General features: G+C 61.0%; 28 protein-coding genes and 1 tRNA gene. 19 read left to right on the forward strand and 10 right to left on the reverse strand.

Translation table 11 applies throughout. From position 1 onward, the window contains the following. The first annotated feature begins 45 nt into the window (after positions 1-45). Both CWB41_RS14520 and CWB41_RS14525 read left to right on the forward strand, forming a co-directional pair. Positions 46-870, forward strand: coding sequence for an oxidoreductase (locus tag CWB41_RS14520; protein WP_115836260.1), 825 nt, complete (start codon positions 46-48; stop codon positions 868-870). A 14-nt stretch (positions 871-884) separates the two neighbouring features. Further along, positions 885-1,223, forward strand: a complete 339-nt coding sequence (locus CWB41_RS14525) for a hypothetical protein (protein WP_115836259.1) — start codon at positions 885-887, stop codon at positions 1,221-1,223. A gap of 5 nt (positions 1,224-1,228) precedes the next feature. Here CWB41_RS14525 and CWB41_RS14530 read toward each other — a convergent pair whose 3' ends face one another. Beyond that, positions 1,229-1,714 carry a hypothetical protein gene (locus tag CWB41_RS14530; RefSeq protein ID WP_115836258.1) on the reverse strand — a complete coding sequence of 162 codons (486 nt, stop codon included), beginning with the start codon at positions 1,712-1,714 and terminating at the stop codon, positions 1,229-1,231. A gap of 283 nt (positions 1,715-1,997) precedes the next feature. On the opposite strand from CWB41_RS14530, the gene CWB41_RS14535 reads away from it, so the two are divergent. The 5 genes from CWB41_RS14535 to CWB41_RS14555 all read left to right on the forward strand — a co-directional run bounded on the left by CWB41_RS14535 (position 1,998) and on the right by CWB41_RS14555 (position 5,586). Next, positions 1,998-2,087, forward strand: a tRNA-Ser gene (locus CWB41_RS14535). 211 nt (positions 2,088-2,298) lie between these two features. Then, a complete protein-coding gene (locus CWB41_RS14540; protein WP_115836257.1) occupies positions 2,299-3,126 on the forward strand; it encodes an outer membrane protein in 828 nt (275 codons plus the stop codon). 216 nt (positions 3,127-3,342) lie between these two features. Beyond that, complete coding sequence (locus CWB41_RS14545; RefSeq protein WP_115836256.1) at positions 3,343-4,449, forward strand: glycosyltransferase family 2 protein; 1,107 nt, start codon at positions 3,343-3,345, stop codon at positions 4,447-4,449. A gap of 43 nt (positions 4,450-4,492) precedes the next feature. Beyond that, positions 4,493-4,903 carry a DoxX family protein gene (locus tag CWB41_RS14550; protein WP_207206614.1) on the forward strand — a complete coding sequence of 137 codons (411 nt, stop codon included), beginning with the start codon at positions 4,493-4,495 and terminating at the stop codon, positions 4,901-4,903. 56 nt (positions 4,904-4,959) lie between these two features. Further along, positions 4,960-5,586, forward strand: a complete 627-nt coding sequence (locus CWB41_RS14555; protein WP_115836412.1) for a DUF4126 domain-containing protein — start codon at positions 4,960-4,962, stop codon at positions 5,584-5,586. A gap of 231 nt (positions 5,587-5,817) precedes the next feature. Here CWB41_RS14555 and CWB41_RS14560 read toward each other — a convergent pair whose 3' ends face one another. After that, complete coding sequence (locus CWB41_RS14560; protein WP_245411232.1) at positions 5,818-6,816, reverse strand: potassium channel family protein; 999 nt, start codon at positions 6,814-6,816, stop codon at positions 5,818-5,820. Positions 6,817-7,093: 277 nt separating this feature from the next. After that, on the reverse strand, positions 7,094-7,510 hold the full coding sequence (locus CWB41_RS14565) for a hypothetical protein (protein ID WP_115836253.1): 417 nt from the start codon (positions 7,508-7,510) through the stop codon (positions 7,094-7,096). Positions 7,511-7,735: 225 nt separating this feature from the next. Here CWB41_RS14565 and CWB41_RS14570 point away from each other — a divergent pair, with 225 nt between their 5' ends. After that, on the forward strand, positions 7,736-8,515 hold the full coding sequence (locus CWB41_RS14570) for a bestrophin-like domain (protein WP_165204378.1): 780 nt from the start codon (positions 7,736-7,738) through the stop codon (positions 8,513-8,515). Here the strand turns inward: CWB41_RS14570 and CWB41_RS14575 are convergent. Next, positions 8,512-9,231 carry a Crp/Fnr family transcriptional regulator gene (locus tag CWB41_RS14575; RefSeq protein WP_165204381.1) on the reverse strand — a complete coding sequence of 240 codons (720 nt, stop codon included), beginning with the start codon at positions 9,229-9,231 and terminating at the stop codon, positions 8,512-8,514. The genes CWB41_RS14570 and CWB41_RS14575 overlap by 4 nt on opposite strands. Positions 9,232-9,400: 169 nt before the next feature. Here CWB41_RS14575 and CWB41_RS14580 point away from each other — a divergent pair, with 169 nt between their 5' ends. From CWB41_RS14580 to rimO, 4 genes are all read left to right on the forward strand, one after another. Further along, positions 9,401-9,616 carry a hypothetical protein gene (locus CWB41_RS14580; protein ID WP_115836250.1) on the forward strand — a complete coding sequence of 72 codons (216 nt, stop codon included), beginning with the start codon at positions 9,401-9,403 and terminating at the stop codon, positions 9,614-9,616. Between the two features lie 178 nt (positions 9,617-9,794). Further along, positions 9,795-9,998 carry a hypothetical protein gene (locus CWB41_RS14585; RefSeq protein ID WP_115836249.1) on the forward strand — a complete coding sequence of 68 codons (204 nt, stop codon included), beginning with the start codon at positions 9,795-9,797 and terminating at the stop codon, positions 9,996-9,998. A gap of 622 nt (positions 9,999-10,620) precedes the next feature. Next, positions 10,621-11,346, forward strand: coding sequence for an outer membrane protein (locus CWB41_RS14590; RefSeq protein ID WP_115836248.1), 726 nt, complete (start codon positions 10,621-10,623; stop codon positions 11,344-11,346). Between the two features lie 147 nt (positions 11,347-11,493). Further along, positions 11,494-12,843 carry a 30S ribosomal protein S12 methylthiotransferase RimO gene (gene rimO / locus CWB41_RS14595; protein ID WP_115836247.1) on the forward strand — a complete coding sequence of 450 codons (1,350 nt, stop codon included), beginning with the start codon at positions 11,494-11,496 and terminating at the stop codon, positions 12,841-12,843. Positions 12,844-12,907: 64 nt separating this feature from the next. On the opposite strand, the gene CWB41_RS14600 is transcribed toward rimO, so the two are convergent. Continuing rightward, a complete protein-coding gene (locus tag CWB41_RS14600) occupies positions 12,908-13,189 on the reverse strand; it encodes a hypothetical protein (RefSeq protein ID WP_115836246.1) in 282 nt (93 codons plus the stop codon). Positions 13,190-13,257: 68 nt separating this feature from the next. Then, positions 13,258-13,926 (reverse strand): DedA family protein, encoded by a 669-nt coding sequence (locus CWB41_RS14605; RefSeq protein ID WP_245411231.1) that lies wholly within the window; start codon positions 13,924-13,926, stop codon positions 13,258-13,260. 159 nt (positions 13,927-14,085) lie between these two features. On the opposite strand from CWB41_RS14605, the gene CWB41_RS14610 reads away from it, so the two are divergent. Genes CWB41_RS14610 through CWB41_RS14625 form a run of 4 tightly spaced genes read left to right on the forward strand, consistent with a single transcriptional unit; the run spans position 14,086 to position 17,276 of the window. Continuing rightward, on the forward strand, positions 14,086-14,379 hold the full coding sequence (locus tag CWB41_RS14610) for a DUF2849 domain-containing protein (protein ID WP_115836245.1): 294 nt from the start codon (positions 14,086-14,088) through the stop codon (positions 14,377-14,379). Between the two features lies 1 nt (position 14,380). Further along, on the forward strand, positions 14,381-16,039 hold the full coding sequence (locus CWB41_RS14615; RefSeq protein ID WP_115836244.1) for a nitrite/sulfite reductase: 1,659 nt from the start codon (positions 14,381-14,383) through the stop codon (positions 16,037-16,039). Continuing rightward, on the forward strand, positions 16,026-16,763 hold the full coding sequence (locus CWB41_RS14620) for a phosphoadenylyl-sulfate reductase (protein WP_115836243.1): 738 nt from the start codon (positions 16,026-16,028) through the stop codon (positions 16,761-16,763). The genes CWB41_RS14615 and CWB41_RS14620 overlap by 14 nt, the downstream gene beginning before the upstream one ends. A 3-nt stretch (positions 16,764-16,766) precedes the next feature. Further along, complete coding sequence (locus CWB41_RS14625) at positions 16,767-17,276, forward strand: DUF934 domain-containing protein (RefSeq protein ID WP_115836242.1); 510 nt, start codon at positions 16,767-16,769, stop codon at positions 17,274-17,276. Here the strand turns inward: CWB41_RS14625 and CWB41_RS14630 are convergent. After that, positions 17,230-17,580, reverse strand: coding sequence for a hypothetical protein (locus tag CWB41_RS14630; protein WP_129396515.1), 351 nt, complete (start codon positions 17,578-17,580; stop codon positions 17,230-17,232). The genes CWB41_RS14625 and CWB41_RS14630 overlap by 47 nt on opposite strands. Positions 17,581-17,807: 227 nt before the next feature. Beyond that, entirely contained in the window at positions 17,808-18,188 is a 381-nt protein-coding gene (locus CWB41_RS14635) for a hypothetical protein (RefSeq protein ID WP_129396516.1), read from the reverse strand. Here CWB41_RS14635 and CWB41_RS14640 point away from each other — a divergent pair. Next, a complete protein-coding gene (locus CWB41_RS14640; RefSeq protein ID WP_115836239.1) occupies positions 18,187-18,912 on the forward strand; it encodes a class II aldolase/adducin family protein in 726 nt (241 codons plus the stop codon). The two genes, CWB41_RS14635 and CWB41_RS14640, sit on opposite strands and share 2 nt — an antisense overlap. A 6-nt stretch (positions 18,913-18,918) precedes the next feature. Here CWB41_RS14640 and CWB41_RS14645 read toward each other — a convergent pair whose 3' ends face one another. Next, positions 18,919-19,359, reverse strand: coding sequence for a VOC family protein (locus CWB41_RS14645; RefSeq protein ID WP_115836238.1), 441 nt, complete (start codon positions 19,357-19,359; stop codon positions 18,919-18,921). Between the two features lie 107 nt (positions 19,360-19,466). Here CWB41_RS14645 and CWB41_RS14650 point away from each other — a divergent pair, with 107 nt between their 5' ends. After that, positions 19,467-20,861, forward strand: coding sequence for a cation diffusion facilitator family transporter (locus CWB41_RS14650; RefSeq protein WP_115836237.1), 1,395 nt, complete (start codon positions 19,467-19,469; stop codon positions 20,859-20,861). Here CWB41_RS14650 and CWB41_RS14655 read toward each other — a convergent pair. Beyond that, positions 20,858-21,427 carry an NADPH-dependent FMN reductase gene (locus CWB41_RS14655; RefSeq protein WP_207206615.1) on the reverse strand — a complete coding sequence of 190 codons (570 nt, stop codon included), beginning with the start codon at positions 21,425-21,427 and terminating at the stop codon, positions 20,858-20,860. The genes CWB41_RS14650 and CWB41_RS14655 overlap by 4 nt on opposite strands. Here CWB41_RS14655 and CWB41_RS14660 point away from each other — a divergent pair. Beyond that, a complete protein-coding gene (locus CWB41_RS14660) occupies positions 21,420-21,953 on the forward strand; it encodes a MarR family winged helix-turn-helix transcriptional regulator (protein ID WP_207206616.1) in 534 nt (177 codons plus the stop codon). The two genes, CWB41_RS14655 and CWB41_RS14660, sit on opposite strands and share 8 nt — an antisense overlap. Positions 21,954-21,965: the final 12 nt, after the last annotated feature.

Here is a 21,965-nt window from a genome sequence, read left to right on the forward strand (position 1 = left end):
TACTCCACACTTATAGAGGCCGCTCCAGCGAATGTGGAGCGGAACATGACAAAAACGGCTCTGGTGACCGGTGCCTCGTCCGGCATTGGCGAAGCGACGGTCAAGCGGCTTCTGGCCGACGGCTATACGGTTTACGCCGCGGCGCGGCGGACGGAGCGCATGGCACCGCTTGCGGCGCAAGGCGCACATATCATCGGGCTCGATCTGACCGATGATGCTTCGATCGTCGCGGCGATCGACAAGATCAGGAACGAAACAGGCCGGCTCGACGTGCTCGTCAATAATGCCGGCTACGGCAGCTACGGCGCAGTGGAGGACGTGCCTCTGGATGAGGCCCGGCGGCAATTCGAGGTGAATGTCTTCGGCGCCGCGCGCCTAAGTCAGCTCGCGTTGCCTTTCATGCGCGCGCAGAAGAGCGGCAAGATCGTCAACGTAACCTCGGTCGGCGGCAAATTCGGGTCGCCCTTCGGCGCCTGGTATCACGCGACCAAATACGCGCTGGAGGGCTTGAGCGATTGTCTGCGCATCGAGACAAAGCCCTTCGGGATCGACGTCATCGTCATCGAACCCGGCGCCATCCGCACCGAATGGGGCGGCATCGCGCATGACAGCCTCGTCGCCCGCTCCGGCGATACCGCTTATGGCCCTTATGTGCGCCGGCACGCCAAAATGTTCGAAAACCTCGAACCCTCGCGCCTGCCCTCGCCGCCCGAAGCCGTCGCAAAGGTCATCGGCGATGCGGTGGCGTCAAAACGGCCGCATACGCGCTATGCCGCTGCCGGCGGCGCGCCTGCCTTCCTGTTTTTGGCGCATATCTTGCCGGACCGGGCGAAGGATCGGCTGATATGGTGGATGTCACAACGCAATTGAGCTGATGGTGGGCGATGAATCCGGTTGTGGCTTATGTTGTTCTCGCGGTCGCCGCGGCGCTTGAGGCAGGCGGTGATGCCATTGTGCGCAAGGGCTTGCAGGCACCGAACGGACCGGGGCGGATCGGTCTCTTCGCGCTCGGCGCCGCGGTCCTCTTCGCCTATGGATTGACCGTCAATTCCCCGCCCTGGGATTTCGGCAAATTGCTGGGCATCTATGTCACGCTGTTCTTCATGATCGCCCAGATCGTCAATATCGTCTTTTTCGGCGCACGGCCGGATCTGCCCATTTACGTCGGCGGCGCGCTTATCCTCGCCGGCGGCCTCGTCATCACCCTCTGGCGGCCGGGCTAAGACCCTCAGACCCGGTGAAAGGTCACGACGACCCCGGCAATGCTCGGCCCGTAGAGATTGATCGAGGCATACTGGGACCGCCCTCGCGTGTAGATGGACAGTTTCGCGCTCAAGCCGAGTCCTGAAACGACGCCCGCGACGGAGGGCCCGTGCACGAGGCCGGTCAGCGTGCCCGAGGCGCCGCTCGTCAACTCCCGCCAGGTGCCGGACAATCTGCCGTCAATTTCAGTGACATCGCTGTCGACGGCAATGACATAGCTGTCGCTGGCGCAGCGCAGGAACTGCCGTAGGCTTTCGCCGCGCGGGGAGACGATATAGATCGCCCGGCAGCGCAGCCGCTGACCCACTCCACCCATCGTGAGCGTGCCGCTTCCCACCCAATCCCCGGCCAGGGGCGAGAATGGTCCCGCCCGGGATTCGCTGTTTTGGAAAGCAAGCGCCGCGATGACCAATACCGCGCGGAGCAGCAATCCCGCCTTGCCCGAACGCATAGAGCCCCCTGAACGACCGGCAATCTGCAGCCGGATTTCTAACGCGCCTGCGGCCGGCCGTCGATTCGGCGCCCGTCAAAAAGTCTGCGGCGGCCAGGAACCAGGCGCAAAGATGCGCGTTGAAGCAAGCGTAGTACGCGTAATGTCTGAGTCACAGCCCTACCCCCGCCCCGCTCGGCTGCCCCGCTGAGTGGGGCTTTTGGTATTTAGGCTTTACCAAAATCAGCCCGGAGCTCAGCGGCACTGGCGCGCAGAGCAAAGGTATTATACGGAGTTTTATGCTGGAAGGGTGGCCGAGCGGTTTAAGGCAGCGGTCTTGAAAACCGCCGTGGGTGAAAGCCTACCGTGGGTTCGAATCCCACCCCTTCCGCCACGAAATAAGACCAACTCGGCCGGGCGGTATGCGCTGACGACAAGCCCAAAGATCAGCCGCAGGAAGTTGGCCGAGACGAAGAAATAAGCGCCTGTGCCCGCCAAGCCACAGGTCGGTTGAATCTGATTTTCGATCCGCGCCCGCGCTAGGCACCCAACGGGCGGATGCGTAAGCTTGGCAAGAATTTGCTTCGTATCCTCCGGGGGCCACCTTGCTTCGCAAATTGCTTATTTCGTCGACCGCCCTCATCTCCATGATCGTAGCGGCTTCCGCCGCCGATCTTCCGAGCACCAAGGATGCGCCAGCCTATGTGCCGCCGCCGGTCCTTAGCTGGACCGGGTTTTACGCGGGCGTGAACGCGGGCTGGGGTTCGCTCCATGATGACGGGCACCTCAACTGCTATAATCCCGAAGGCGCATACTATGGCAATGGTTGCGGTCTGCTCCCCAACCTGCACCCCAATGCCAATGGGTTCATTGGCGGCGGCCAGATTGGCTATAATTGGCAGCTCAACCAGATCGTTTTGGGCGTCGAAACGGATTTTCAGGGCGCGACCTTCAAGGGCTCTTCGTCTTTTTCCGGCGCGGTCGATTACGTCGGCGGCGGAAACAGCGGGCCGGGCACGCTGAATGTGGATGAAAGCCTTTCCTGGCTCGGCACAGCGCGCGCGCGTCTGGGTTTTCTGGTAACACCGACATTGCTTTTGTACGGGACCGGCGGTCTTGCGTATGGGAAAGTCGACGTCGATTACGTCCGCGCTTTCCCCAGTGGCGACTATTCATCCTCTGCATCGCCGGTTAAGGCCGGCTGGGTAGCGGGCGGCGGCGCCGAATATGCCATCACCAATAATTGGTCAGTTAAAGTGGAAGGTCTTTTCTACGATCTCGGTTCCGTGACGACGTCCAATGGATCCGTGCCGATCGCAACCGGCTTTACTCTCGGCAAAACCTTCGGCGTTCAAGGCGAGATCGTCCGTGCTGGCGTAAACTACAAATTCGATTTCCTCGCCCCGCCCGCGCCGGTGGTGGCGAAATACTGAAAAGTGCACGGTGATGACAATTCAAGCGGCGGCCTCGGGCCGCCGTTTTTTATACCCGATACAGCGTTCGGCTCTCAGGGCAGCAAATTGACCTGGCGTCACGCGCTTGGGCGCTTCAATGCTCGCGACGAGGCCAAATCTGTTTTGACCGCCCGTGACTTTAATGCGAAGCCGGCCTAGGCTTGCACATATTTTTTTAATTGCGCTGGGCTCTTGATGAACAAAACATCGAGTTTTTCTCGAATCGCGACCTCCAATATTCAAGACGAGCAGACTTCAACGCCAGCTTCTAGCGGCGCCAACCTCCCGTTGATCAGTTTTATCGTGGTCAACTACAATTATGGCCGCTTTCTGAAGCAATGTGTCGATTCAATTTTTGCGCAGACCTATCCCAGGATCGAATGCATTGTTGTGGACAATAAATCGACGGATGATTCATCTCAGGTCATTGCAAATCTCGAATTATCTTATCCGGGACTAAACGTAATCCGTGAACCGGAAAACCTCGGACAGAGCGCAGCCTGTATCGATGGATTCCACAAGTCACGCGGCCAATATGTCGTTTTGGTCGATGCTGATGATTATTATTTCGAAACTTTCGCCGAGACCCATTTTCTCGTTCATTTGACTTTGCCTAACGCAGTCGGCTTCACCTCCAGCGAGATGATGCAGGTGGTCGGCGATTCCGTTGTTCTTGGCAATGTCATGACGGCGTCAGGGACGCCATTCCGATCTCAATGCCACGTCGTTGAGATCGATGAAGTGTCGGCTCTGGCCAAAGCTCAAGAAGTCGGCTTGTGCCGCCCCGGCACCCTGGAGAACTTGCCGCTCAGAGGCGTGCGAAGAGAAGCAATCGAGTGGGTTTGGTCTCCCACCTCCGGCAATTTCTATCGGCGCGATGCTCTCGCTCTGTTTATCGATTGCGCTCAACTGCGAACACTCAGATGTGCCACCGATGCATTCTTCAATTTCGCAATCAACGCGTTCACTGGAAGTGTCCTCATTGACAAGCCACTAGGTGCCTACCGGATTCACGGCGACAACCTGTTTGCTCGGCACGCGGCGCTCAACAACATGTGCCACTTTCCAATAGAAATGGATGAAGGTTCGCTTGCCGCCAAGATGGCCCTTGCGCATGTCATAGCCAATGCACAACGCTTTGCTGACAAATGCCTCTACATCAGAACTTTTCCGCAATCGCTTTCTATCCTCGGGCGCAAAGCCGCACAGGAGCGATCTAAGCGCGGGCTCGCCCGGACTCTTCGCAAATTCAGCCTGTCGTTGATAAAGCTATATTGGGAAATCAAATTACGGTCTGTTTGACTGCCGCCCAGGCCTCGAAGCTTAGCATCGCATAAGGGCGCGCATGAGTTCGCCGAGTTCGAGCCCCCAAGCCAAGCGCCTTATGCGAACCTTGGCGCTTGGCTTTGTGTTTTTATGGTTCTTTCTCGGAAGCATCGCGCACTTCGTTTTCACCGGGCGGGAGATGAGCATCATTCCGCCTTGGCTGCCCGCAAAACGTTTGCTGGTGTTGATCAGCGGCGTCTTCGAATTGCTCGGCGCGCTGGGTGTCTTATTTCCGCCGATCCGAGGTGCGGCCGGCTGGGGCTTGGTGCTGCTGACGCTCGCGGTCACGCCGGCCAACGTCTACATGTGGCAGCATGCGGATCTATATCCAGCGATCCCCTATTGGGCACTCACCCTTCGCTTGCCATTTCAACTGCTGCTCGTGATAACCATCTGGTGGGCGACGCGGCCGCCGCGCGCGTCCGGTTAGGTGTTTGTACCGGTTTGCTGCTGCCGCGCCCCCGGCTAGCGAAGCGAGACGCTGCGATGAACGCACAACCTGGTATCATGACATTGCTGGGCATTGCTGCCAGCGTCAGCCTGCTCTCAGGCTGGCGGCTCTACCTGTGCATTCTTGCGACGGGCCTTGCGATGCGCTGGCATATGCTGCCGCTGCCCGAGCATTTGCAGGCGCTACGCGTACTGGCCAGCCCCTGGATCATGGGCGCCGCCACATTGGCGACGCTGTGCGAGTTCTTTGCCGACAAGGTGCCGTGGCTCGACACGATCTGGGATACGGTTCACACGGCGATCCGGCCGATAGGCGGCGCGCTCTTGGCCACCGCCATCGTCGATCCGTCCGATCCCAGGATGCAGGTGGTTGCTTTCATTCTCGGGGGTGGCGGCGCGCTGCTGGCGCATAGCGGCAAAGCCGGAGCACGCGCAGTCGTCAACGTTAGCCCCGAGCCCTTCAGCAACATCGCCCTTTCTACAACTGAGGACGTCGCCACCAGCGGGTTGCTCTACGTGGTCTATGCCTACCCCTATGTTTCGGGCGCGGTGGCGATCGGCCTGCTCGTCATAACGATTGGAATGATGGTCGTGGCATGGAGAACTGTTGGGCGTCTATTCCGCCGCAGACCCGCCAGCGCGAAGGATGCAAGATCGCCCTGACGCACAAGAAAGAGACAAATGAGATTTTTGAACGTAGCGTGGCTCGGTTTGGCGACCCTGGCGTTAGTACTGGCCGCGTACCTCTTCCGTTATCAGATCGTGGAGACACAGAACTTCGTGGTCGTCCTGGATCGCTGGACTGGCACCGTAAGCCATTGCGCGGCGGCCTATTGTGGAAGCAATCGTACAGATTGAACGGCCGGTAAGACCAGGGCCATTCACCGGCGAAGTTCAGTTTGCGGCCGGCCGCGCGAAGACGGACTCGACGATTTTGGCGCGACCGGGCCTTCCGACGATCGCGACGCCGTCGCCGGCCTGGATCGCAATATCCGCCGCCGGCTGGAGCAAGACTTCGCCATTCTGCCGTTCCAGCGCGACGACAAGAAACGCGCCGGCGGCCGCGGTCTCCAGCTCGCCAATGGTGGCTCCGACACTCTTGCTGCCGGTCGCCGCGGCGACAACCTCGATTTCGAGACCGAGACGGCGCAGATCACGGCCAAGCCGGTCGAGATCGCCCGCTTTAATTCCGGACAATACTTTCGCGACGTCTTGAAACAGTAGAAGCTCAGCCATCCGCTCCGCGCCGATCCGCGTCGGCAGCACGACGCGGTCAGCGCCAGCCTGAATGAGCTTGCCTTCCGTGGACGCGGCTTCTCCCCGCGCGATAATCGTCAGCTCGCGGTTGAGACTGCGGGCGCTGAGCGTGATGAACACATTCGCCGCGTCGTCCGGCAAAACGGTCGCTAAGGCCCGCGCCCGGGCAATACCGGCGAGTTGCAGGACGTCTTCGTCCGTGGCATCGCCCTGCACACTGAGGAACCCCAACTCGCGCGCGGCATTCATGCGGCCGTCGCCGCGCTCCACGACCACGAAGTCGCACTTTCCCGCCTGAAGCTCGCGCGCGAGCATCTGGCCGATGCGTCCGTACCCGCAGATGATGACGTGATCGGTGAGACGGTCGATTTCCTTTTGCATGCGACGGAACCCAAATAGTTGCTGAAGCTGGCTGGCGGTGATGAGCTGAATGAGCGCGCCGGTCAGAAAGATCATCCCGGTGCAACCCGTGACGATCAATGCGATGGTAACGGCGCGCAATTCCGGCGTGTTGATCGGCCTGACTTCGTCGAAGCCGACCGTATAGACGGTCAGCACGACCATGTAGAGTGCGTCGCCGAACCGCCACCCGTTTTCCATATAGGCGACAGTCGCGCATGCCGAGACCACGAGCATGAAAACAACGCCGGCAGCCAGATTTCGAAGCGGAGAGGATAGGAACTTGGTCATCGAGATTTGCGCGTGCCGAGGCGACCGGACCCTGGATTCAAAGGTGCACGCACGCGGCTCTTATCCCATCGGAGAACAGCCCATCCAATGGCTCGGCTGGCTCGATCAACATCTTCAGCTTAGCGCGATGTTTCAGCGAATCGCAAACGGGCAGCGCCAGGATTTGGCGGCGCCGTTGCACGAAAGAAGGGCCGCCTGCCCGCAAAGGCGGCAATGCCACGCTTCATTGCTCGTTTAGTCCTTCCGGCGCACGGGAGCCGCAGGTTGGCCAGAATGCACGCGCGGCGTCGTAGCTCATACGGCCCGGAACGCCGCGAAAAGGCGGATAGCCGCCGCGTACCCTGATCCAATGGTCGAGATCGCGCCCGAGCGGTATCGGGTCGCCATAGTTTGTCCGGTGATAGGCGAATATCGCGCGCGGCGTGATGCAGACATAAGGCCGCGCTTCGCTCGCCAGCGTCATACAGGAAGAGCCGCAGAAGCCATTGATAATGACTTGCACCTGTGCCGCGCGGGCGGCATGCGCCGCTTGCTCGAACCAGGCGACGTGGCCGCCACGGTTATATTCGACGACACAAGGATCGTGGCACGTCCCGAAAACGCGGGTCAGCAGTATCAGAGCGACGGTAGATTTGCCCACCTCGGACGGCCCCGAAAATCATCTGGGAAGTAAAGCAGCAGAATCAAAAAACGCCCAGAACGGCTTTGCAAAGTCCCCAACTACCGCGCGGTCTGGCCACCCTGCGGCCCGCTTGCGGCTGTCCTCAGCGTAGCAGTTGCAACCAGCATGCCGAAATGCCATCGATCGGCGATTCCAACAATCATACGGCGGCCAGTTCTCGAGCGTCGCCAGAGGCCAGAGCACATGATGCACTTTATCACCTCCTCGCCGCTTTGGGTTCAGACCATTTTGATCCTCATATTGCCGACGATCGCGTCCATGCTCGGGCCGCTCCTCGTCCGGCGCTTCGTAAGACTGGAAAAGCTCGCCACCAATAACGAGGTCGCGGGATTCAAGTTCGCGACCGTCGGCGTTCTCTATGCCGTGCTTCTTGCGTTTTCCATCGTCGTCGTTTGGGAAAAGTTCAATGACGCGGAAGCGACCGTCCAACGCGAGGCGGCCGCCGCGGCAACGATCTATCATCTCGTTCCCGGCCTCGCCCCCGCGCAAGCCAAGGACGCGCGCGACGCCTTGACGACTTATCTGAAGTCCATCGTGACAGACGAGTGGCCCGCGATGGAAGACGGACGCGCAAACCAGCAGACCTGGAAAGCGCTTGGCGCGATCTATACCGCGCTGCTCGCCACGGATGCGACCGCAAAAGGCGATCCGACCGTCAAGGCGGAGATTTTCAACCAGCTCAATCTTATCACGCAAGCACGCCGGACGCGGCTGCTCGCCGCTGAGGGCGACGTGCCAGGGCCGGTCTGGTTCATCCTCTTCGGAGGCGCGTTCTTGACGGTCGTCTTTACCTTCTTCTTCGGCACGCAAAATCTGCGCGCGCAGACATTGATGACCGGGCTGCTGACGCTGCTGATCTTCTCGGAGCTATTGATCGCCGTCGCACTCGACCGGCCCTTCACCGGCGGGATCAAGGAATCCCCCGACGCCATCGTCCGTGTGCTGGCGGATTTTGCGCCTTAGCCGTTCTCCGAAAGATTGTCGGCCAGCCTGTTGAACGCATCCCTGTCGAGGATCCTGAGGTGACGGCGGTCGCGAAAGGCGATGATCCCGTCGGTGATCATCGTCCGGAAGGCGCGGCTGAGCGCGGCGGGAGTGAGCCCGAGATAGGCGGCAATATTCGAACGATCCATCGGCAGATATAATTCGGGAGCGGACTCCCCTCGCGAAGTCTTTAGGTGCTCCTGCAAGTCCAGGAACATCACCAGCCGTGTTATCGCTTTCTTTTGCGCGAGAAGCATGGCGTGGCGCTGGGCTTCGCGAAGCTCTTCGCAGAGCTTGATGATGACATCGACGTCGAGGTCCGCATTGCTGTCCAGCATGCGGCGGACCGCCAGCAAGGGCATCTTGTAGGCGACCACAGGCGTCGCGGCCCTCGCGGTGTTGACATAGCAGCCTTCTTCCGAGAGGCCGAACAAATCACCCGGATAAAGAAACGACGCCACGTTATCGCCGTCGCCCTCTTTGCGATGCGTGGCGACAACGCCGCTTATGATATTGAACGCCGCGTCGGCCTCGTCGCCGTCGCGGTAAATCTCCTCGCCCTTTTTGAAGCGCACGATCGAGGCGATCTTGCTGAGCCGCGCACGCTCGTCGTCGCTCAACAGTTGATGGCGAGCGCCCTTCCCCAGGTTTCCCAGTACCCAGGGATGAACCGCATAAATTTCAGGTCCCGCCATGCGCTTGGCCGCTAGCATCCGCCGTGCCCCTTTACCGTTACGAAAAAGCACTGCACCCAGAATTCGTACGAAAACTTGATCCGGGTCAAATTTTTGCAAGTCTCGAAGATAGCCGCGGCCATCGGCTCTGGCTCACATAACGACGCTTCAGCCAAAAAAGGGGCGGTGCATGGCTGACGACTTCACGAGTCCTCGCGAGATAGCCGAACTGAATATCAGGCATTATCGACAGCTCCTGGAAGCTCCCCTCGACGATCAAACCCGGACAATTGTCGAAAGACTTCTGGCGCAGGAAATAGCCACGCTCGCCAACCTGACGCAGCCGGGCGATCGGGTGTCGCCCAAACCTCCGACGGATGAGCCCCCCGACGGAAACGACCCCTAGATTTGCGAGACGACAGTCTCCGGCCGACCCCAAACTCAAGAAATTTGACCTCCATCAAGGTCTTTCCGCGGATTTTGTTCAAATTCATGTGTCTGCTTGCGGGCGCGCTTTTAGCTGCGCCGTCACGGCACGCGAAGACCCGTCAATCGGCGAAAGCCTGTGGAAAGATTTTCATCAGATGGATTGGGAGTCGATTGACTCGGCGCCTTTCGGCCATGACCTCGAAGTCAGCGTGATCGAGGACGGCGAGGTTTACGCCCTAGTCTTTCCGTGCCGGCGCAGCGGCGAAGGATGGGCCAATGCGATAACCCGCGAAGCCGTCCCTGTGCATCCCACGCACTGGCGATATTGGGTCGAGAGTTCGCCGAAGATCAAACATTAGCGGCGACGCCAATTTCGCCCCTGACAAAGACGCGCACGTGCAGTCAGCATCGCTGTGCATATCGAAAGTTGCGGACGTAGTTAGCAAAGTATTGGGTTGAGATATCGGCATGGCTGCCACGACTTTTTACGAGGGGCGCCGCCTTAAATCAGCCTGCCTCGGCCCTACATACAGGGTGTGCGCTACGACACTGCGGCCCTCAAGGATGGAACCGAGACTGTACGTGGTTGGTTTCGCGTAGGGGGGCTTAAGGAAACTTTGACCAGCGACATGCCTAATGCGGCCCAAGGGCAGTCTGGCAGCGCAATACTTCCTCTGTAGTGCTTTAGCTTCGCAGCTCCGAATTTTGTTAACGCAAGTTTAGTTTCCGGCTCTGCCGTCAAACTCAAGCTTTCGTGATCAATTTTCGCTTCGCAAGCTCGCCGCATTTGCGCCCTCACTTTGCTCGCTGGCAAACTTAGCGAGCGTGTGTGGAGGTTTGACTTTCGTAAGCGTTGCAAAAGTACGACACTGCTTACGGAAACGACGCTTAAACTTGGTTTTCGGGCTCAGCTCTATTGATCCGAATGCGGGCAGGAATTAGCTGGGTTCATGATCCAAACTCGAAGAGGGGATTCCTATAATGTTGCGTAAGCTTCTGTTGACGACGGCTCTTGTTGGCTTCGCCGGTAGCGCGGCCCTGGCGGCCGATCTGCCGTATCGTAAGGACGCGCCGGTTTACACGCCTCCGCCGCCCCCGGCCTTCACCTGGTCCGGCGTCTATATCGGTGGCCAGGTCGGCTATGGCTGGGGCACCTCGAGCGTCTATGACGAATCGACGGGCTTCAATCCCGGTGGTCTGTCCCAGTCGGGTGTCGTGGGCGGCGTTCACGTCGGCTACAATTATCAGGTTTCGCAGTTCGTCTTCGGCCTCGAAGGCGACGTGAACGGCTCGTCCGAGAGCGATAGCAATTACGACGCGGGCATTTCCTACGGCATCCGCAAGAATGTCGATGCCTCGATCCGTGGCCGCATCGGCTACGCCTTCGATCGCGTCCTGATCTACGCCACAGGCGGCGGCGCATACGGCAACTTCCACACGTCCCTGAACGACGGAGTCGACTACAACTCCTTCAACACCGGGCGCATTGGTTGGACGGCTGGCGCCGGCATCGAATACGCCATCGACAACAACTGGTCTGTCCGCGCCGAATATCGCTACACGGATTACGGACACATCACCAACTACGATCCGGTTGTGACGGGCGACGTTATCTCGCAGCGCGTTCGCGACAACCGCGTGCAGGCCGGCTTCTCGTATAAGTTCGACCTGTTCTCGCCGCCGGCGCCGATCGTTTCGAAGTACTGAGACCGATCGTCTCCACGAAATTCAGAAAACCCGGCCCCTTACGGCCGGGTTTTTTCTTTGTCCTGCAACGCCGTCCTGCCATTGCCGATCGCGAACGGGCGCCACGCGCGGCTTGCGGCGAGGGTCCGGACATGGCAATCGACCCCTATGACACGCGATCCCCTCGCGGCGGAGACGACCCATCCGCCCAAAATTTCCTTCGTCTCGCTCGGCTGCCCCAAGGCGCTCGTCGACAGCGAGCGGATCATCACCCGGCTGCGCGCCGAGGGCTATGAGCTGACTCGCAGCCATGCCGGCGCCGACGCCGTGATCGTCAACACCTGCGGCTTCCTCGACAGCGCCAAGGCCGAATCCCTTGCCGCCATCGGCTCCGCGCTCAAGGAAAACGGCAAAGTCATCGTCACCGGCTGCATGGGCGCGGCATCGCAATCCGAGACAATTCGCGCCGCTTATCCCGATGTCCTTTCGATCAGCGGGCCGCAAGCCTACGAAAGCGTGGTCGCGGCCGTTCATGAAGCGGTAGCCGCGCCGCACGATCCTTTCCTCGATCTCGTGCCGGCTGAGGGCATCAAGCTGACGCCGCGTCATTATGCCTATCTGAAGATTTCGGAGGGCTGCAACAACCGCTGCTCCTTCTGCATCATCCCGCGATTGCGCGGCGACCTCGTCTCGCGCCCCGCCGCGGATGTGTTGCGCGAAGCCGAAAAGCTCGTCGCCGCGGGCGTCAAGGAGCTGCTGGTCATTTCACAGGACACCGGCGCCTACGGACTCGATCTGCGCTATGCGGAAAGCACGCTGGGCGACCGGCAGGTGCGCGCCAAATTCATCGACCTCGCGCGCGAACTCGGCGGCCTCGGCGCCTGGGTGCGGCTGCATTATGTCTATCCTTATCCGCACATCGACGAGGTGATTGGCCTGATGGCCGACGGCAAGATTCTGCCCTATCTCGACATCCCCTTTCAGCACGCGAGCCCGAAGGTTCTGAAAGCCATGCGTCGCCCCGGCGATCAGACAAAGACGCTCGATCGAATCAAGGACTGGCGCAGCGCCTGCCCGGATCTGGCGCTGCGCTCGACCTTCATCGTCGGCTTTCCCGGAGAAACGGAAGAGGATTTCGACTATCTGCTCGCCTGGCTCGAAGAAGCGCGGCTCGACCGGGTCGGCGCCTTCAAATACGAGCCCGTCGCGGGTGCGCCGGCCAACGATCTCGGCCTGCCCGCCGTGCCTGCGGAGGTCGCGGAGAGCCGTTATCGCCGCTTCATGCAGCATCAGCAAGCGATCAGCGCCAATCTGCTCAAGCGCAAGGTCGGCCGGCACATCCAGGCCATCATCGACAAAGCCGGCCCGACCGTAGCGGTCGGTCGCAGCAAGGCTGATGCGCCGGAGATCGACGGCAAGGTGCATATCGCCAGCCGGCGGCCGCTACGCCCCGGCGATATCGTCTCCGTCAAGATCGAACGCGCAGACGCCTACGACCTCTTCGGCACGGCGGCGTAGAGCATCGGACCGAAAAGTGCGAAGCGGTTTTCGCGGACAAATCCGATGCAATCACAAAAACTTATCACTTCGCCTCCTTGCCGCCCTGCGTCTCAGCGGGCGGGATAACTGGCGTCTCGGCCGGGCTCTGCGGCGGCGGCGTCTTGGCCATAGCCGGATCGGTATCGCTTTTTGGCTTGATCACGCCATTGGCCGGCGGATCGACCGGCCCGATATGCTGCTTTTCCGGAATCGTCGTGCCGGGTTTGGCGGCGGACCCGGGGCTCTGCGCGAAGACCGCCGCGGGCGAGGCGAGTGCCAGCGCGGCTCCGAGCGGCAAAAGGGCCCATTTTTTGAGACCGGGCATCGGCTTCTCCCTTGTTTCATTTCAAGGGCGAACGCCTCCGCGTTGCGTCTGTTCCCATGCCCGCAGGCTCAGGAATGATCCGTCGATTCAAGCTCGGGCTCGTCTTTGTCTTCGGCAAGGGCCTCGTCTGACAACCGGTTTTCGAATTTCCGCTCCTGCTGACGCAGGATGATGAAAAATGCGAGGACGACGCCAAGCGCGAATGCGAGGCCGAGGATTCCGAGCGGGCCGCTGACCCGCGTCATCGCATCGCCGAAGAAATAGCCGCCGAGGCCCATGATAACCGCCCAGGCGACGACACCGGCTGCGTTGAACAGGAAGAACAGCCGGAAGTCATAATGGTTGAGCCCGGCAAGAAGCGCCGCGACGACGCGCAGCACCGCCACGAAGCGGCCGAAAAAGACGATCTTGCCGCCGTGGCTCTGAAAGAGATGCCGCCCCAGCGCCAGCCGGTTTTCCGTCAGCCCGATCCACCCGCCGTATTTGCCCAGGAATTCGCGGCCGACGCTGCGTCCGATCCAATAGCCGCCCGTCCCGCCGATGATTCCGCCGGCGATGGCGACGAGCAGAACGGTCGCGATATCCAATCGGCCGGTCGCCCCGGCATAGACGGCTGCCAACACAAGCGCCGTCTCGCCCGGCAACGGCGATCCCGCGCCCTCCAGCAACACCACGATGAAGACGACGGCATAGCCATGCCGGGCGATCAAAGGGTGGAAATCAATCCCGAAAAACAACAGACCTCCTCAACGCAATCCCTGCATTGTCTATCATGTTCATAATTTTACTGCAGAAGACTGTGATATGTATTAATTCTCACAAAATTCTGGCGAAATGCAGGGACTTGACCTATATCCAAGCTCGCTTGTGAGCCTTTTTTGGGAAAATGCAGCCTCATGCAAGTCGTTTCAGCCAGTCGCCTGACAGACGGCACGGTTGTCTACCTCGATTCGCAGGGTAATTGGGTAGAGTCCCTTGCCAGCGCCAGGCTTTTCGAGCCTGAAAGCGTGCAAGCCGGGCTTGACCAGGCCAAGGCGGCGATTGCCGCCAGCAAGGTTATCGACGCCTTTGCCGTACCGGTTGCGCAAAGCGCCGATGGACTGCATGCAGTCAGCCTGCGAAACGCCATTCGCGAGCTTGGGCCGACCATCGCCTTCAAGACATCGCCCGCAGCAGCGGCGCGGAGGTGAAATGTACCGTTACGATGACTTCGATGCTGCCTTCGTCGCGGAGCGCGTCGCGCAATTCAGGGATCAGGTTGGCCGCCGTCTCGCCGGCGATCTGACCGAGGATCAGTTCCGCCCGCTGCGGCTGATGAACGGCGTCTATCTGCAATTGCATGCCTATATGCTGCGCGTCGCCATCCCCTACGGCACGCTGTCGCCGCGCCAGCTCCGCAAGCTCGCCCATATCGCCCGCCGCTACGACAAGGGCTATGGCCATTTCACGACGCGGCAGAACATCCAGTTCAACTGGCCGGCGCTGGCCGACTGCCCGGACATCCTGAACGAACTCGCCAGTGTCGAGATGCACGCCATCCAGACCTCGGGCAATTGCATCCGCAATGTGACGGCCGACCAATTCGCCGGCGCGGCCGCCGACGAGATCGAAGACCCGCGCCCTTATTGCGAGCTGCTGCGCCAGTGGTCGTCGCTGAATCCTGAATTCTCGTTCCTGCCGCGCAAGTTCAAGATCGCTGTCGCCGGCGCGCCGCACGATCGCGCCGCGGTCAAGGTGCATGACATCGGCTATCAGATCGTCCGCAACGCGGAGGGCGAGATCGGCTTTACCGCCTATGTCGGCGGCGGTCTCGGCCGCTCGCCCTTCGTCGGACACAAGATCCGCGATTTCGTGCCAAAGGCGGATCTGCTGAATTACACCGCCGCGATCCTACGGGTGTATAACCTCGAAGGCCGGCGCGACAACAAATACAAGGCGCGCATCAAAATCCTCGTCCACGAAAAGGGCGCGGAGGCGATCCGCGCCGAAGTCGAGGCCGAGTTCGCGCGCAGCCGCGATCCTGACCTTGTGCTTACGCCGGAGATCGTCGAACGGTTCCGCGGCTATTTCGCCCTGCCCGATCTGCCGCCGCGCCCGGTGCCGGCGCAGAATTTCGAGGCCCGCCGGGCGCAGGACGCCGACTTCGCGCACTTCGCCGCGCAGAATATCGTCGCGCATAAAGTGCCGGGCTATGGCGTCGTCTCGATCTCGCTGAAGCCGATCGGCGGCATCCCCGGCGACATGACGGCCGAGCAGATGGAAGCGGCGGCTGATCTCGCCGAAACCTACGCGCATGACGAAATCCGCGTCGCACATGAGCAGAATCTCGTCTTTCCGCACGTCGCGCTCGATGATCTGCCGGCACTTTACGACCGGCTGAAGGAAGCCGGTCTCGCCACGGCCAATATCGGCCTCGTGACCGATATCATCTCGTGCCCCGGCCTTGATTATTGTGCGCTGGCGACGGCGCGCTCGATCCCGATCGCGCAGCGTATCTCCGAGCGCTTTGGCCACAATGGCCGCGCCGCCGAGATCGGCACGCTGAATATCAACATTTCCGGCTGCATCAATGCCTGCGGCCACCATCACGTCGGTCACATCGGCATTCTCGGGCTCGAAAAAAAGGGCGTCGAATCCTACCAGATCACGCTCGGCGGCGCGGCGGACGAAAATTGCACCATCGGCGAGGTTCTCGGCCCCGGCTTTTCGAGCGAAACCGTCGTCGATGCGATCGAAGCCATCGTCGAGACTTATCTCCGGATCCGCGAAAACCGCGACGAGGACTTTCTGAGCGCCTATCGGCGCGTCGGCGCCACCCCATTCAAGGAAGCTCTCTATGAGCGTGCTTGAAGCGCCCCTCTTCGGTGACCAGATCGCGGCCTCGCGCCTGTCGGACAGGTTCTACGCGCTTGGCGCCGAAAAGCTACTTCGCCTCGCTATCCAAGATCTGTTCACTGGGCGGATCGCGCTTGTCTCGAGCTTCGGCGCCGATTCCGCCGTCCTCCTGCATATGGTCGCGCAGATCGACAAAGCGACGCCGGTTCTCTTTCTCGACACGCTGCATCTTTTTCCCGAGACTCTGGCGTATCGCGACGCCCTCGTTGACCGGCTCGGCCTGACGCGGCTCATCACTTTGAAGCCGGACCTTGAGGAACTCTCCAGGGAAGACCCGGAGAATTTCCAGTGGTCGAGCGACCCCGATCGCTGCTGCGCGCTGCGCAAGGTCGTGCCGCTCGCCAAGGCGCTGGCGAATTACGATGCCTGGATCACCGGCCGCAAGCGCTTCCAGGCTGCGACCCGCGCGGCGCTGCCTTTGTTCGAGAGCGATGGCCCGCGCATCAAGCTCAATCCGCTCGCCACCTGGACGCAGGCCGACATCAAGGCCTATTTCGAAAAGTACGATTTGCCGGAGCATCCGCTGGTGGCCAAGAACTTCCTTTCGATCGGCTGCCTTCCCTGCACCTCGCCGGTGCGGCCGGGCGAGGACGCGCGCTCCGGACGCTGGCGCGGCCGCGGCAAGACCGAATGCGGCGTCCACATTCCCTCAGTGCTCGAAGCCGGCGCGGATATCTAAATCATGGCGCTTTATCGCAACGGAACCTTCGTCACCGATTCCTGGCGCCGCCTCGACGCGAGCGACGAGCTTCCGGCCGAAGGCCATGTGCTGCTGAGCCTCGCCGAATGGCAAAAGCTGGCCCCGGCGAAACGGGAGAGCAATGTCGCTTTCGGCGTCCTGCTGGAGCCGGGCGAGACAGCCGAGGCGATTGCTGCCGACCTGCCGCGGCTGGCGTTGGTCGCCGTCAACTTTCCGAAATACACCGACGGCCGGGGCTATTCGACAGCGCGGATTTTGCGCGATCGCTACAAATTCGCCGGCGAGCTTCGCGCCGTCGGCGATATTCTCTTCGATCAGCTACAGCTTTACGAACGCTGCGGCTTCGACGCGCTCGAAGTCACCGATCCGGTAACGCTCGGATTGCTTGAGGCCGGTCGCAAGCCGGTCATGACGCATTTCTACCAGCCCGGCGAAGGCGCCGAAGTCAGGGATAACAGCAATCCCTGGCGACGCCGGTCTGCGACGGCCTGACAGGGCGCCATTCGCGCCGGTCAAGCAAACTCGAATCTTCAAGCTTGCGCTCCAGGATCGCCTCGAGCCCGCGCAGGATCGGCTGATCGCTGCGAATCATGGCGCGCATCACCTCGCGCCGCGCGTCGGCGCTGGCTTCTTTGCCGAAGGCACGCACGGTCTTCGCCGTAAAGGCACCGACGCTGACGCCGAGTAGATCAGCCACGAACTTGACGCGTGAAGCAAAGGAAACACCGATGGAAGCCACCGCCGCTCGCGCAATATGCTCGTTCGAACATGTGTGAACGATCTCGTCGATCGACATCGAAGCCTCCTTTCCCTTATCAACACCAAACTCGATCACGCTAGCCTCGCGCTTGCAGCCGTTAGACCCGTTCAAAATTAGAAAGCGTCTCGATTCTCGTTGCCGCCTGAGTTCGAATCTTCGTCGTCGGCGACGCAAAGACCAATGACGTTCGAACTCGGCAAACTCGTGACAGCAACGCGATTCTTTCGTGTTGCGACTCACGCTGTTGTCATCAGATTGCAATATTAAATTTCGGCAATGCGCGCGCTGCAGCAACCAAAGCGCAATGTGCTCGCAGCACTATGCATCAGCCCCGAGCCGCAGCATGCGCCGAAGTTGGAATTTGTCGAGTCAATCTTTGATTCGTGCGAGGTGAATCTTATGCCCAGCTTTGTGTGCAGCGCGATGAGCGTTAATATTCGCCTCGATGCGCGAGCGGAAAATCGCGCTAAATTATACCGCTTCCAACAAACGTACCGCAGCGCATCGATTTCGGTATATTGCGCGGCGAGATCGGCTGAGCGGCTGGTGCAGAGCAATTGCAACTGGTGAAATGAATGACCTCTTTCAAGGTTTCGCATCGCGCAAAAATTCTTGAACTCGTGGCCGAGGCGGAAGCTTTTCATGTCTGAGTCCAAGCTCCGTCAAGCTTTGGCTGACACGTGCCGCGAACTGGAGCGGCTCAATCTCAATCAGGGCACCGCCGGCAATCTCTCAGTCCGCGTCAACGATGCCGTGCTGATCACACCGAGCGGCATTCCCTACGATCGTCTGAAACCCGAAATGATCGCCCGCATGCCGCTCGGACAGAATGACGGGGCCTGGACGGGGCCGCACAAGCCGTCGAGCGAATGGCGGATGCATCTCGACATTCTTCGCGCCCGGCCTCAGGACGGCGCCGTCATCCATACCCATTCGGTCTACGCGACAGCGCTCTCGATGCTGCGCGAGGAAATCCCGGCCGCGCATTACATGATCGCCGCCTTCGGCGGCTCGAACGTGCGCTGCACGGCCTATGCGCCCTATGGCACGCAGGAGCTTTCGGATCTCGCGGTCGAGGGGCTGCACGAACGTCACGGCGTCCTGCTTGGCCAGCACGGCATGATCGTCACCGGTCGCGACCTCGGCCAGGCCATGTGGCGGGCGGTCGAACTCGAAACGCTGGCGAAGATGTATGTCATCGCCCGCGCCATCGGCCGGCCGCATATCCTGCCGGATGAAGAGATCGCCATCACGGTCGAGCGCTTCAAATCCTATGGCTATCAGTCGGACACGGTCGCGACGCTTGGCCCCGCATCGCCCGCGAAGCGGCCAAGGAAAGCGGCCGCCGCGAGGCCAAAGAAAGCCTGAACCGGATTACCACACGCCCGTGTTGGGCAGGGATTTCCACGGCTCCGCAGGCGCCTTGGCCTCGCCCTTTTGCAAAAGCTCGATGGAAATATTGTCCGGCGAGCGGATGAAGGCCATGTAGCCGTCGCGCGGCGGCCGGTTGATGGTCACGCCCGCCTTCTGCAGCTTGGCGCATGTCGCATAGATGTCATCGACGGCGAAGGCGAGATGGCCGAAGTTGCGCCCGCCCGTATAAGCCTCGGGGTCCCAATTGTAGGTCAGTTCGACGAGCGGCCGTTTGGTTTTCCTGGCCGCTTCCGCATCGCCCGGCGCGGCGAGATAAACCAGCGTATAGCGTCCCTTGTCGTTGACGATCCGGCTCATTTCGACAAGGCCGAGCTTGCCGCAATAAAAGTCGAGCGATTGGTCGAAGTCCGTCACGCGGACCATTGTGTGCAGATATTCCATAGCCGCTCCCAATCCTGCTTCAGGCCTTGCCGCTTGCCGGCCAAGACTGATAAAACCCCAGCCTCCGCTGCGGCAAGCTCAATCTCTCATCATGCGCCGGACGCCCCATGGACCAGTCCCAACGCATCAAGGAAAGAGCCGCCCTCGCCTCCATCGCCGCGAGCGCCCTGCTCACGCTCGCCAAATTCACCGCGGCGCTGTTCTCGGGCTCGCTGGCGCTGCTTTCTGAAGCCGGCAATAACCTGGTCGACACGGGGATGAGCTTCATCGCCTTCCAGGCGGTGCGTGTCGCCGGCAAGCCGGCGGACGCGGAGCATAATTACGGCCACGGCAAGGTCGAAGCGCTCGCGGCGCTCATCGAGACCGCGTTTCTCTTCGCGCTCGCGGCGTTTGTCGTCGTCGAGGCCGCGCTGCGGCTGACCCATCGCAGCGTCAAGATCGATGCCAACGCGCTGGCCTTTGGCGTGCTGATCGTCTCGCTTGTCGTGGATACGGCGCGCGTCTATCTGCTCTCGCGCATCGCCCGCGAGACGAAGAGCGAGGCCCTCGCGGCTGAAGTCGTCAATTTCGTTTCCGACATCGTCGGCTCGTCGATCGCTCTCCTCGGCCTCGTCGCCGCGCGCTTCGGCTTCATGCAGGGCGATGCCATCGCCGCCATCGCCGTCGCCATCTACATCGCGATCGCCGGCTATCGCCTCGCCCGCCGCACGATCGACACGCTCATGGATGCCGCGCCGCAAGGGGCCGCCGCGCGCGTGCGCACCGCGGCGCTTGGGGTTCCCGGGGTGATCGCGGTCGAGAACTTGCGGCTGCGCCCGGTCGGCGCCCAGGTGCTCGGCGATATCGCGATCAGCGTGCCGCGCACGCTCTCGCAAGACGAGGTGACGGCGATCAAGGGCAATGTCGGCGCGGCCATCGCGACGGCGCAGCCCGAAACCGAACTGACGGTGGAGACGATCCCGGTCGCGCTCAATGACGAGACGGTGATCGAACGGCTGCTGCTCATTGCGGCGCGGCGGCATATCGCCATCCATCACGTCATCGTCCAGCAGGTCTGCGGCAAGATCGCGCTTTCCTGCGATATCGAGGTCGATGGCGCCATGCCGCTCGGTCAGGCGCACAGCATCGCCTCAGGGCTCGAAGCCGAGGCGCGCAAGGAATTCGGCCCGGAGACCGAGATCGACACCCATATCGAGCCGCTGGAGCCGCGCGAACTTGCCGGGCAGGACGCACCGGAGGACGTCCGCGCCGCCATCGCCAACGCCCTTTCCGGGGCGGCTACCGATGGCATCCGCGATGTACATGACGTTCGCGTGCGCGAGACAGCGGCGGGGCTGGTGGTCAACTACCATTGCCGCGCCAATCCGCGCACGAGCGTCGCCGAGGTCCATCGCGCCGTCGATAAGATGGAGCATGAGGTGCGCCAGCAATTTTCCGCGATTTCGCGCCTCGTCGGTCATGCCGAGCCGCTGCGCCTGTCGGAAGACATTGCCGGCGTCTAGAGCGCCGGGCTGTGATCGGCGCCGAGCATCAATATCAATTCCGCGAACGCCTGTTCCACAGACGGTATCGCTGACGTGAAAGCCTCGAACGCGACATCTGCCGGCGCACCATGTTTCAGCTCGGAGGGCAAAGTAAGTGCCGGCATCGTCGCGACCGGGCGCATGTGCAAACCCTCCAGAACCTCCCGCAATTGCGCGGCGCATTTGCCGCCGCCGTGGAAGCCATAACTGACGATCATGGCCGGCTTCGTCGCCCATTCCCTGTAAAGATGATCGAGCGCGTTCTTCAGCGCCGCCGGATAGCCCCAGTTGTACTGAGGCGTGACGAATATATAGGCGGCGGCTTCGGCGACCTTTCGGCTCCAGGCCCGCGTGTGCTCGTGCACATAGGGATCTCTGGCAGGAATGCCGGGTTCATCGTCCATCGGCAGCGGCCAATCGGCCAGGTCGACGAGTTCAAGCTCGATATCGGCTTCCCGGGGCAGAACTTTTACCACCCAGCGCGCAGTGTCGAGACAAATCCGCATCGGGCGGACGCTCCCGCAGATCACCTGAATCTTGGGCACGATCGCGAACTCCTTTTACGTGTATCTTACACGCAATATGGGCTCTGGCGGCAGTCTTGTAAAGCATGTATGGTACACGTTTATGAACCGCAAGCTCTACACCGCGCTCATGGATATCGTCGGGATGCTCAACAGCCCGCGCTATGACGATATTCTCCTCGACGAGGCCGGCATATCGCTGGACCGGGCTCTGTTCCCGCTTCTGGTGCGGATCGACTCTCTGGGCCCGATCAGTATTGCCGAACTCGCCGATCAGGTCGGGCGCGATCACTCCACGGTCAGCCGGCAAGTCGCCAAGCTTCAGACGCTGGAATTGGTCGCGCGAGAAACGCGCATTGCCGATCAGCGCGTGCGCGCTGCATCCATCACGCCTCAGGGCAGAAACGTCGCGCGGACGCTCGCCGCGGCGCGCGACCGACTGTTTCAGCGCGTGCTGACGGGCTGGACCGACGAAGACCAGCGTGCTCTCACACGTCTCAACAGCAAATTGGCCGAATCCATGCGGCATGTCGGCGATGGTGACTGAGGCTGCTGGCAA

This window comes from Methylovirgula ligni (genome assembly GCF_004135935.1).
GTDB classification, from domain to species: domain Bacteria; phylum Pseudomonadota; class Alphaproteobacteria; order Rhizobiales; family Beijerinckiaceae; genus Methylovirgula; species Methylovirgula ligni.

Excerpts from the sequence above, each read along its gene's own strand:
- CWB41_RS14640 (WP_115836239.1), top strand. The coding sequence starts at position 18,187 with ATGTCTGAGTCCAAGCTCCGTCAAGCTTTGGCTGACACGTGCCGCGAA.
- CWB41_RS14590 (WP_115836248.1), top strand. The coding sequence starts at position 10,621 with ATGTTGCGTAAGCTTCTGTTGACGACGGCTCTTGTTGGCTTCGCCGGT.
- CWB41_RS14585 (WP_115836249.1), top strand. The coding sequence starts at position 9,795 with ATGGATTGGGAGTCGATTGACTCGGCGCCTTTCGGCCATGACCTCGAA.
- CWB41_RS14555 (WP_115836412.1), top strand. The coding sequence starts at position 4,960 with ATGAACGCACAACCTGGTATCATGACATTGCTGGGCATTGCTGCCAGC.
- CWB41_RS14635 (WP_129396516.1), bottom strand. The coding sequence starts at position 18,188 with ATGAAAAGCTTCCGCCTCGGCCACGAGTTCAAGAATTTTTGCGCGATG.
- CWB41_RS14645 (WP_115836238.1), bottom strand. The coding sequence starts at position 19,359 with ATGGAATATCTGCACACAATGGTCCGCGTGACGGACTTCGACCAATCG.
- CWB41_RS14620 (WP_115836243.1), top strand. The coding sequence starts at position 16,026 with ATGAGCGTGCTTGAAGCGCCCCTCTTCGGTGACCAGATCGCGGCCTCG.
- CWB41_RS14530 (WP_115836258.1), bottom strand. The coding sequence starts at position 1,714 with ATGCGTTCGGGCAAGGCGGGATTGCTGCTCCGCGCGGTATTGGTCATC.
- CWB41_RS14520 (WP_115836260.1), top strand. The coding sequence starts at position 46 with ATGACAAAAACGGCTCTGGTGACCGGTGCCTCGTCCGGCATTGGCGAA.
- CWB41_RS14560 (WP_245411232.1), bottom strand. The coding sequence starts at position 6,816 with ATGCTCGTGGTCTCGGCATGCGCGACTGTCGCCTATATGGAAAACGGG.
- CWB41_RS14630 (WP_129396515.1), bottom strand. The coding sequence starts at position 17,580 with ATGTCGATCGACGAGATCGTTCACACATGTTCGAACGAGCATATTGCG.
- CWB41_RS14610 (WP_115836245.1), top strand. The coding sequence starts at position 14,086 with ATGCAAGTCGTTTCAGCCAGTCGCCTGACAGACGGCACGGTTGTCTAC.
- CWB41_RS14625 (WP_115836242.1), top strand. The coding sequence starts at position 16,767 with ATGGCGCTTTATCGCAACGGAACCTTCGTCACCGATTCCTGGCGCCGC.
- CWB41_RS14575 (WP_165204381.1), bottom strand. The coding sequence starts at position 9,231 with ATGGCGGGACCTGAAATTTATGCGGTTCATCCCTGGGTACTGGGAAAC.
- CWB41_RS14650 (WP_115836237.1), top strand. The coding sequence starts at position 19,467 with ATGGACCAGTCCCAACGCATCAAGGAAAGAGCCGCCCTCGCCTCCATC.
- rimO (WP_115836247.1), top strand. The coding sequence starts at position 11,494 with ATGACACGCGATCCCCTCGCGGCGGAGACGACCCATCCGCCCAAAATT.
- CWB41_RS14525 (WP_115836259.1), top strand. The coding sequence starts at position 885 with ATGAATCCGGTTGTGGCTTATGTTGTTCTCGCGGTCGCCGCGGCGCTT.
- CWB41_RS14570 (WP_165204378.1), top strand. The coding sequence starts at position 7,736 with ATGATGCACTTTATCACCTCCTCGCCGCTTTGGGTTCAGACCATTTTG.
- CWB41_RS14580 (WP_115836250.1), top strand. The coding sequence starts at position 9,401 with ATGGCTGACGACTTCACGAGTCCTCGCGAGATAGCCGAACTGAATATC.
- CWB41_RS14600 (WP_115836246.1), bottom strand. The coding sequence starts at position 13,189 with ATGCCCGGTCTCAAAAAATGGGCCCTTTTGCCGCTCGGAGCCGCGCTG.
- CWB41_RS14550 (WP_207206614.1), top strand. The coding sequence starts at position 4,493 with ATGAGTTCGCCGAGTTCGAGCCCCCAAGCCAAGCGCCTTATGCGAACC.
- CWB41_RS14545 (WP_115836256.1), top strand. The coding sequence starts at position 3,343 with ATGAACAAAACATCGAGTTTTTCTCGAATCGCGACCTCCAATATTCAA.
- CWB41_RS14615 (WP_115836244.1), top strand. The coding sequence starts at position 14,381 with ATGTACCGTTACGATGACTTCGATGCTGCCTTCGTCGCGGAGCGCGTC.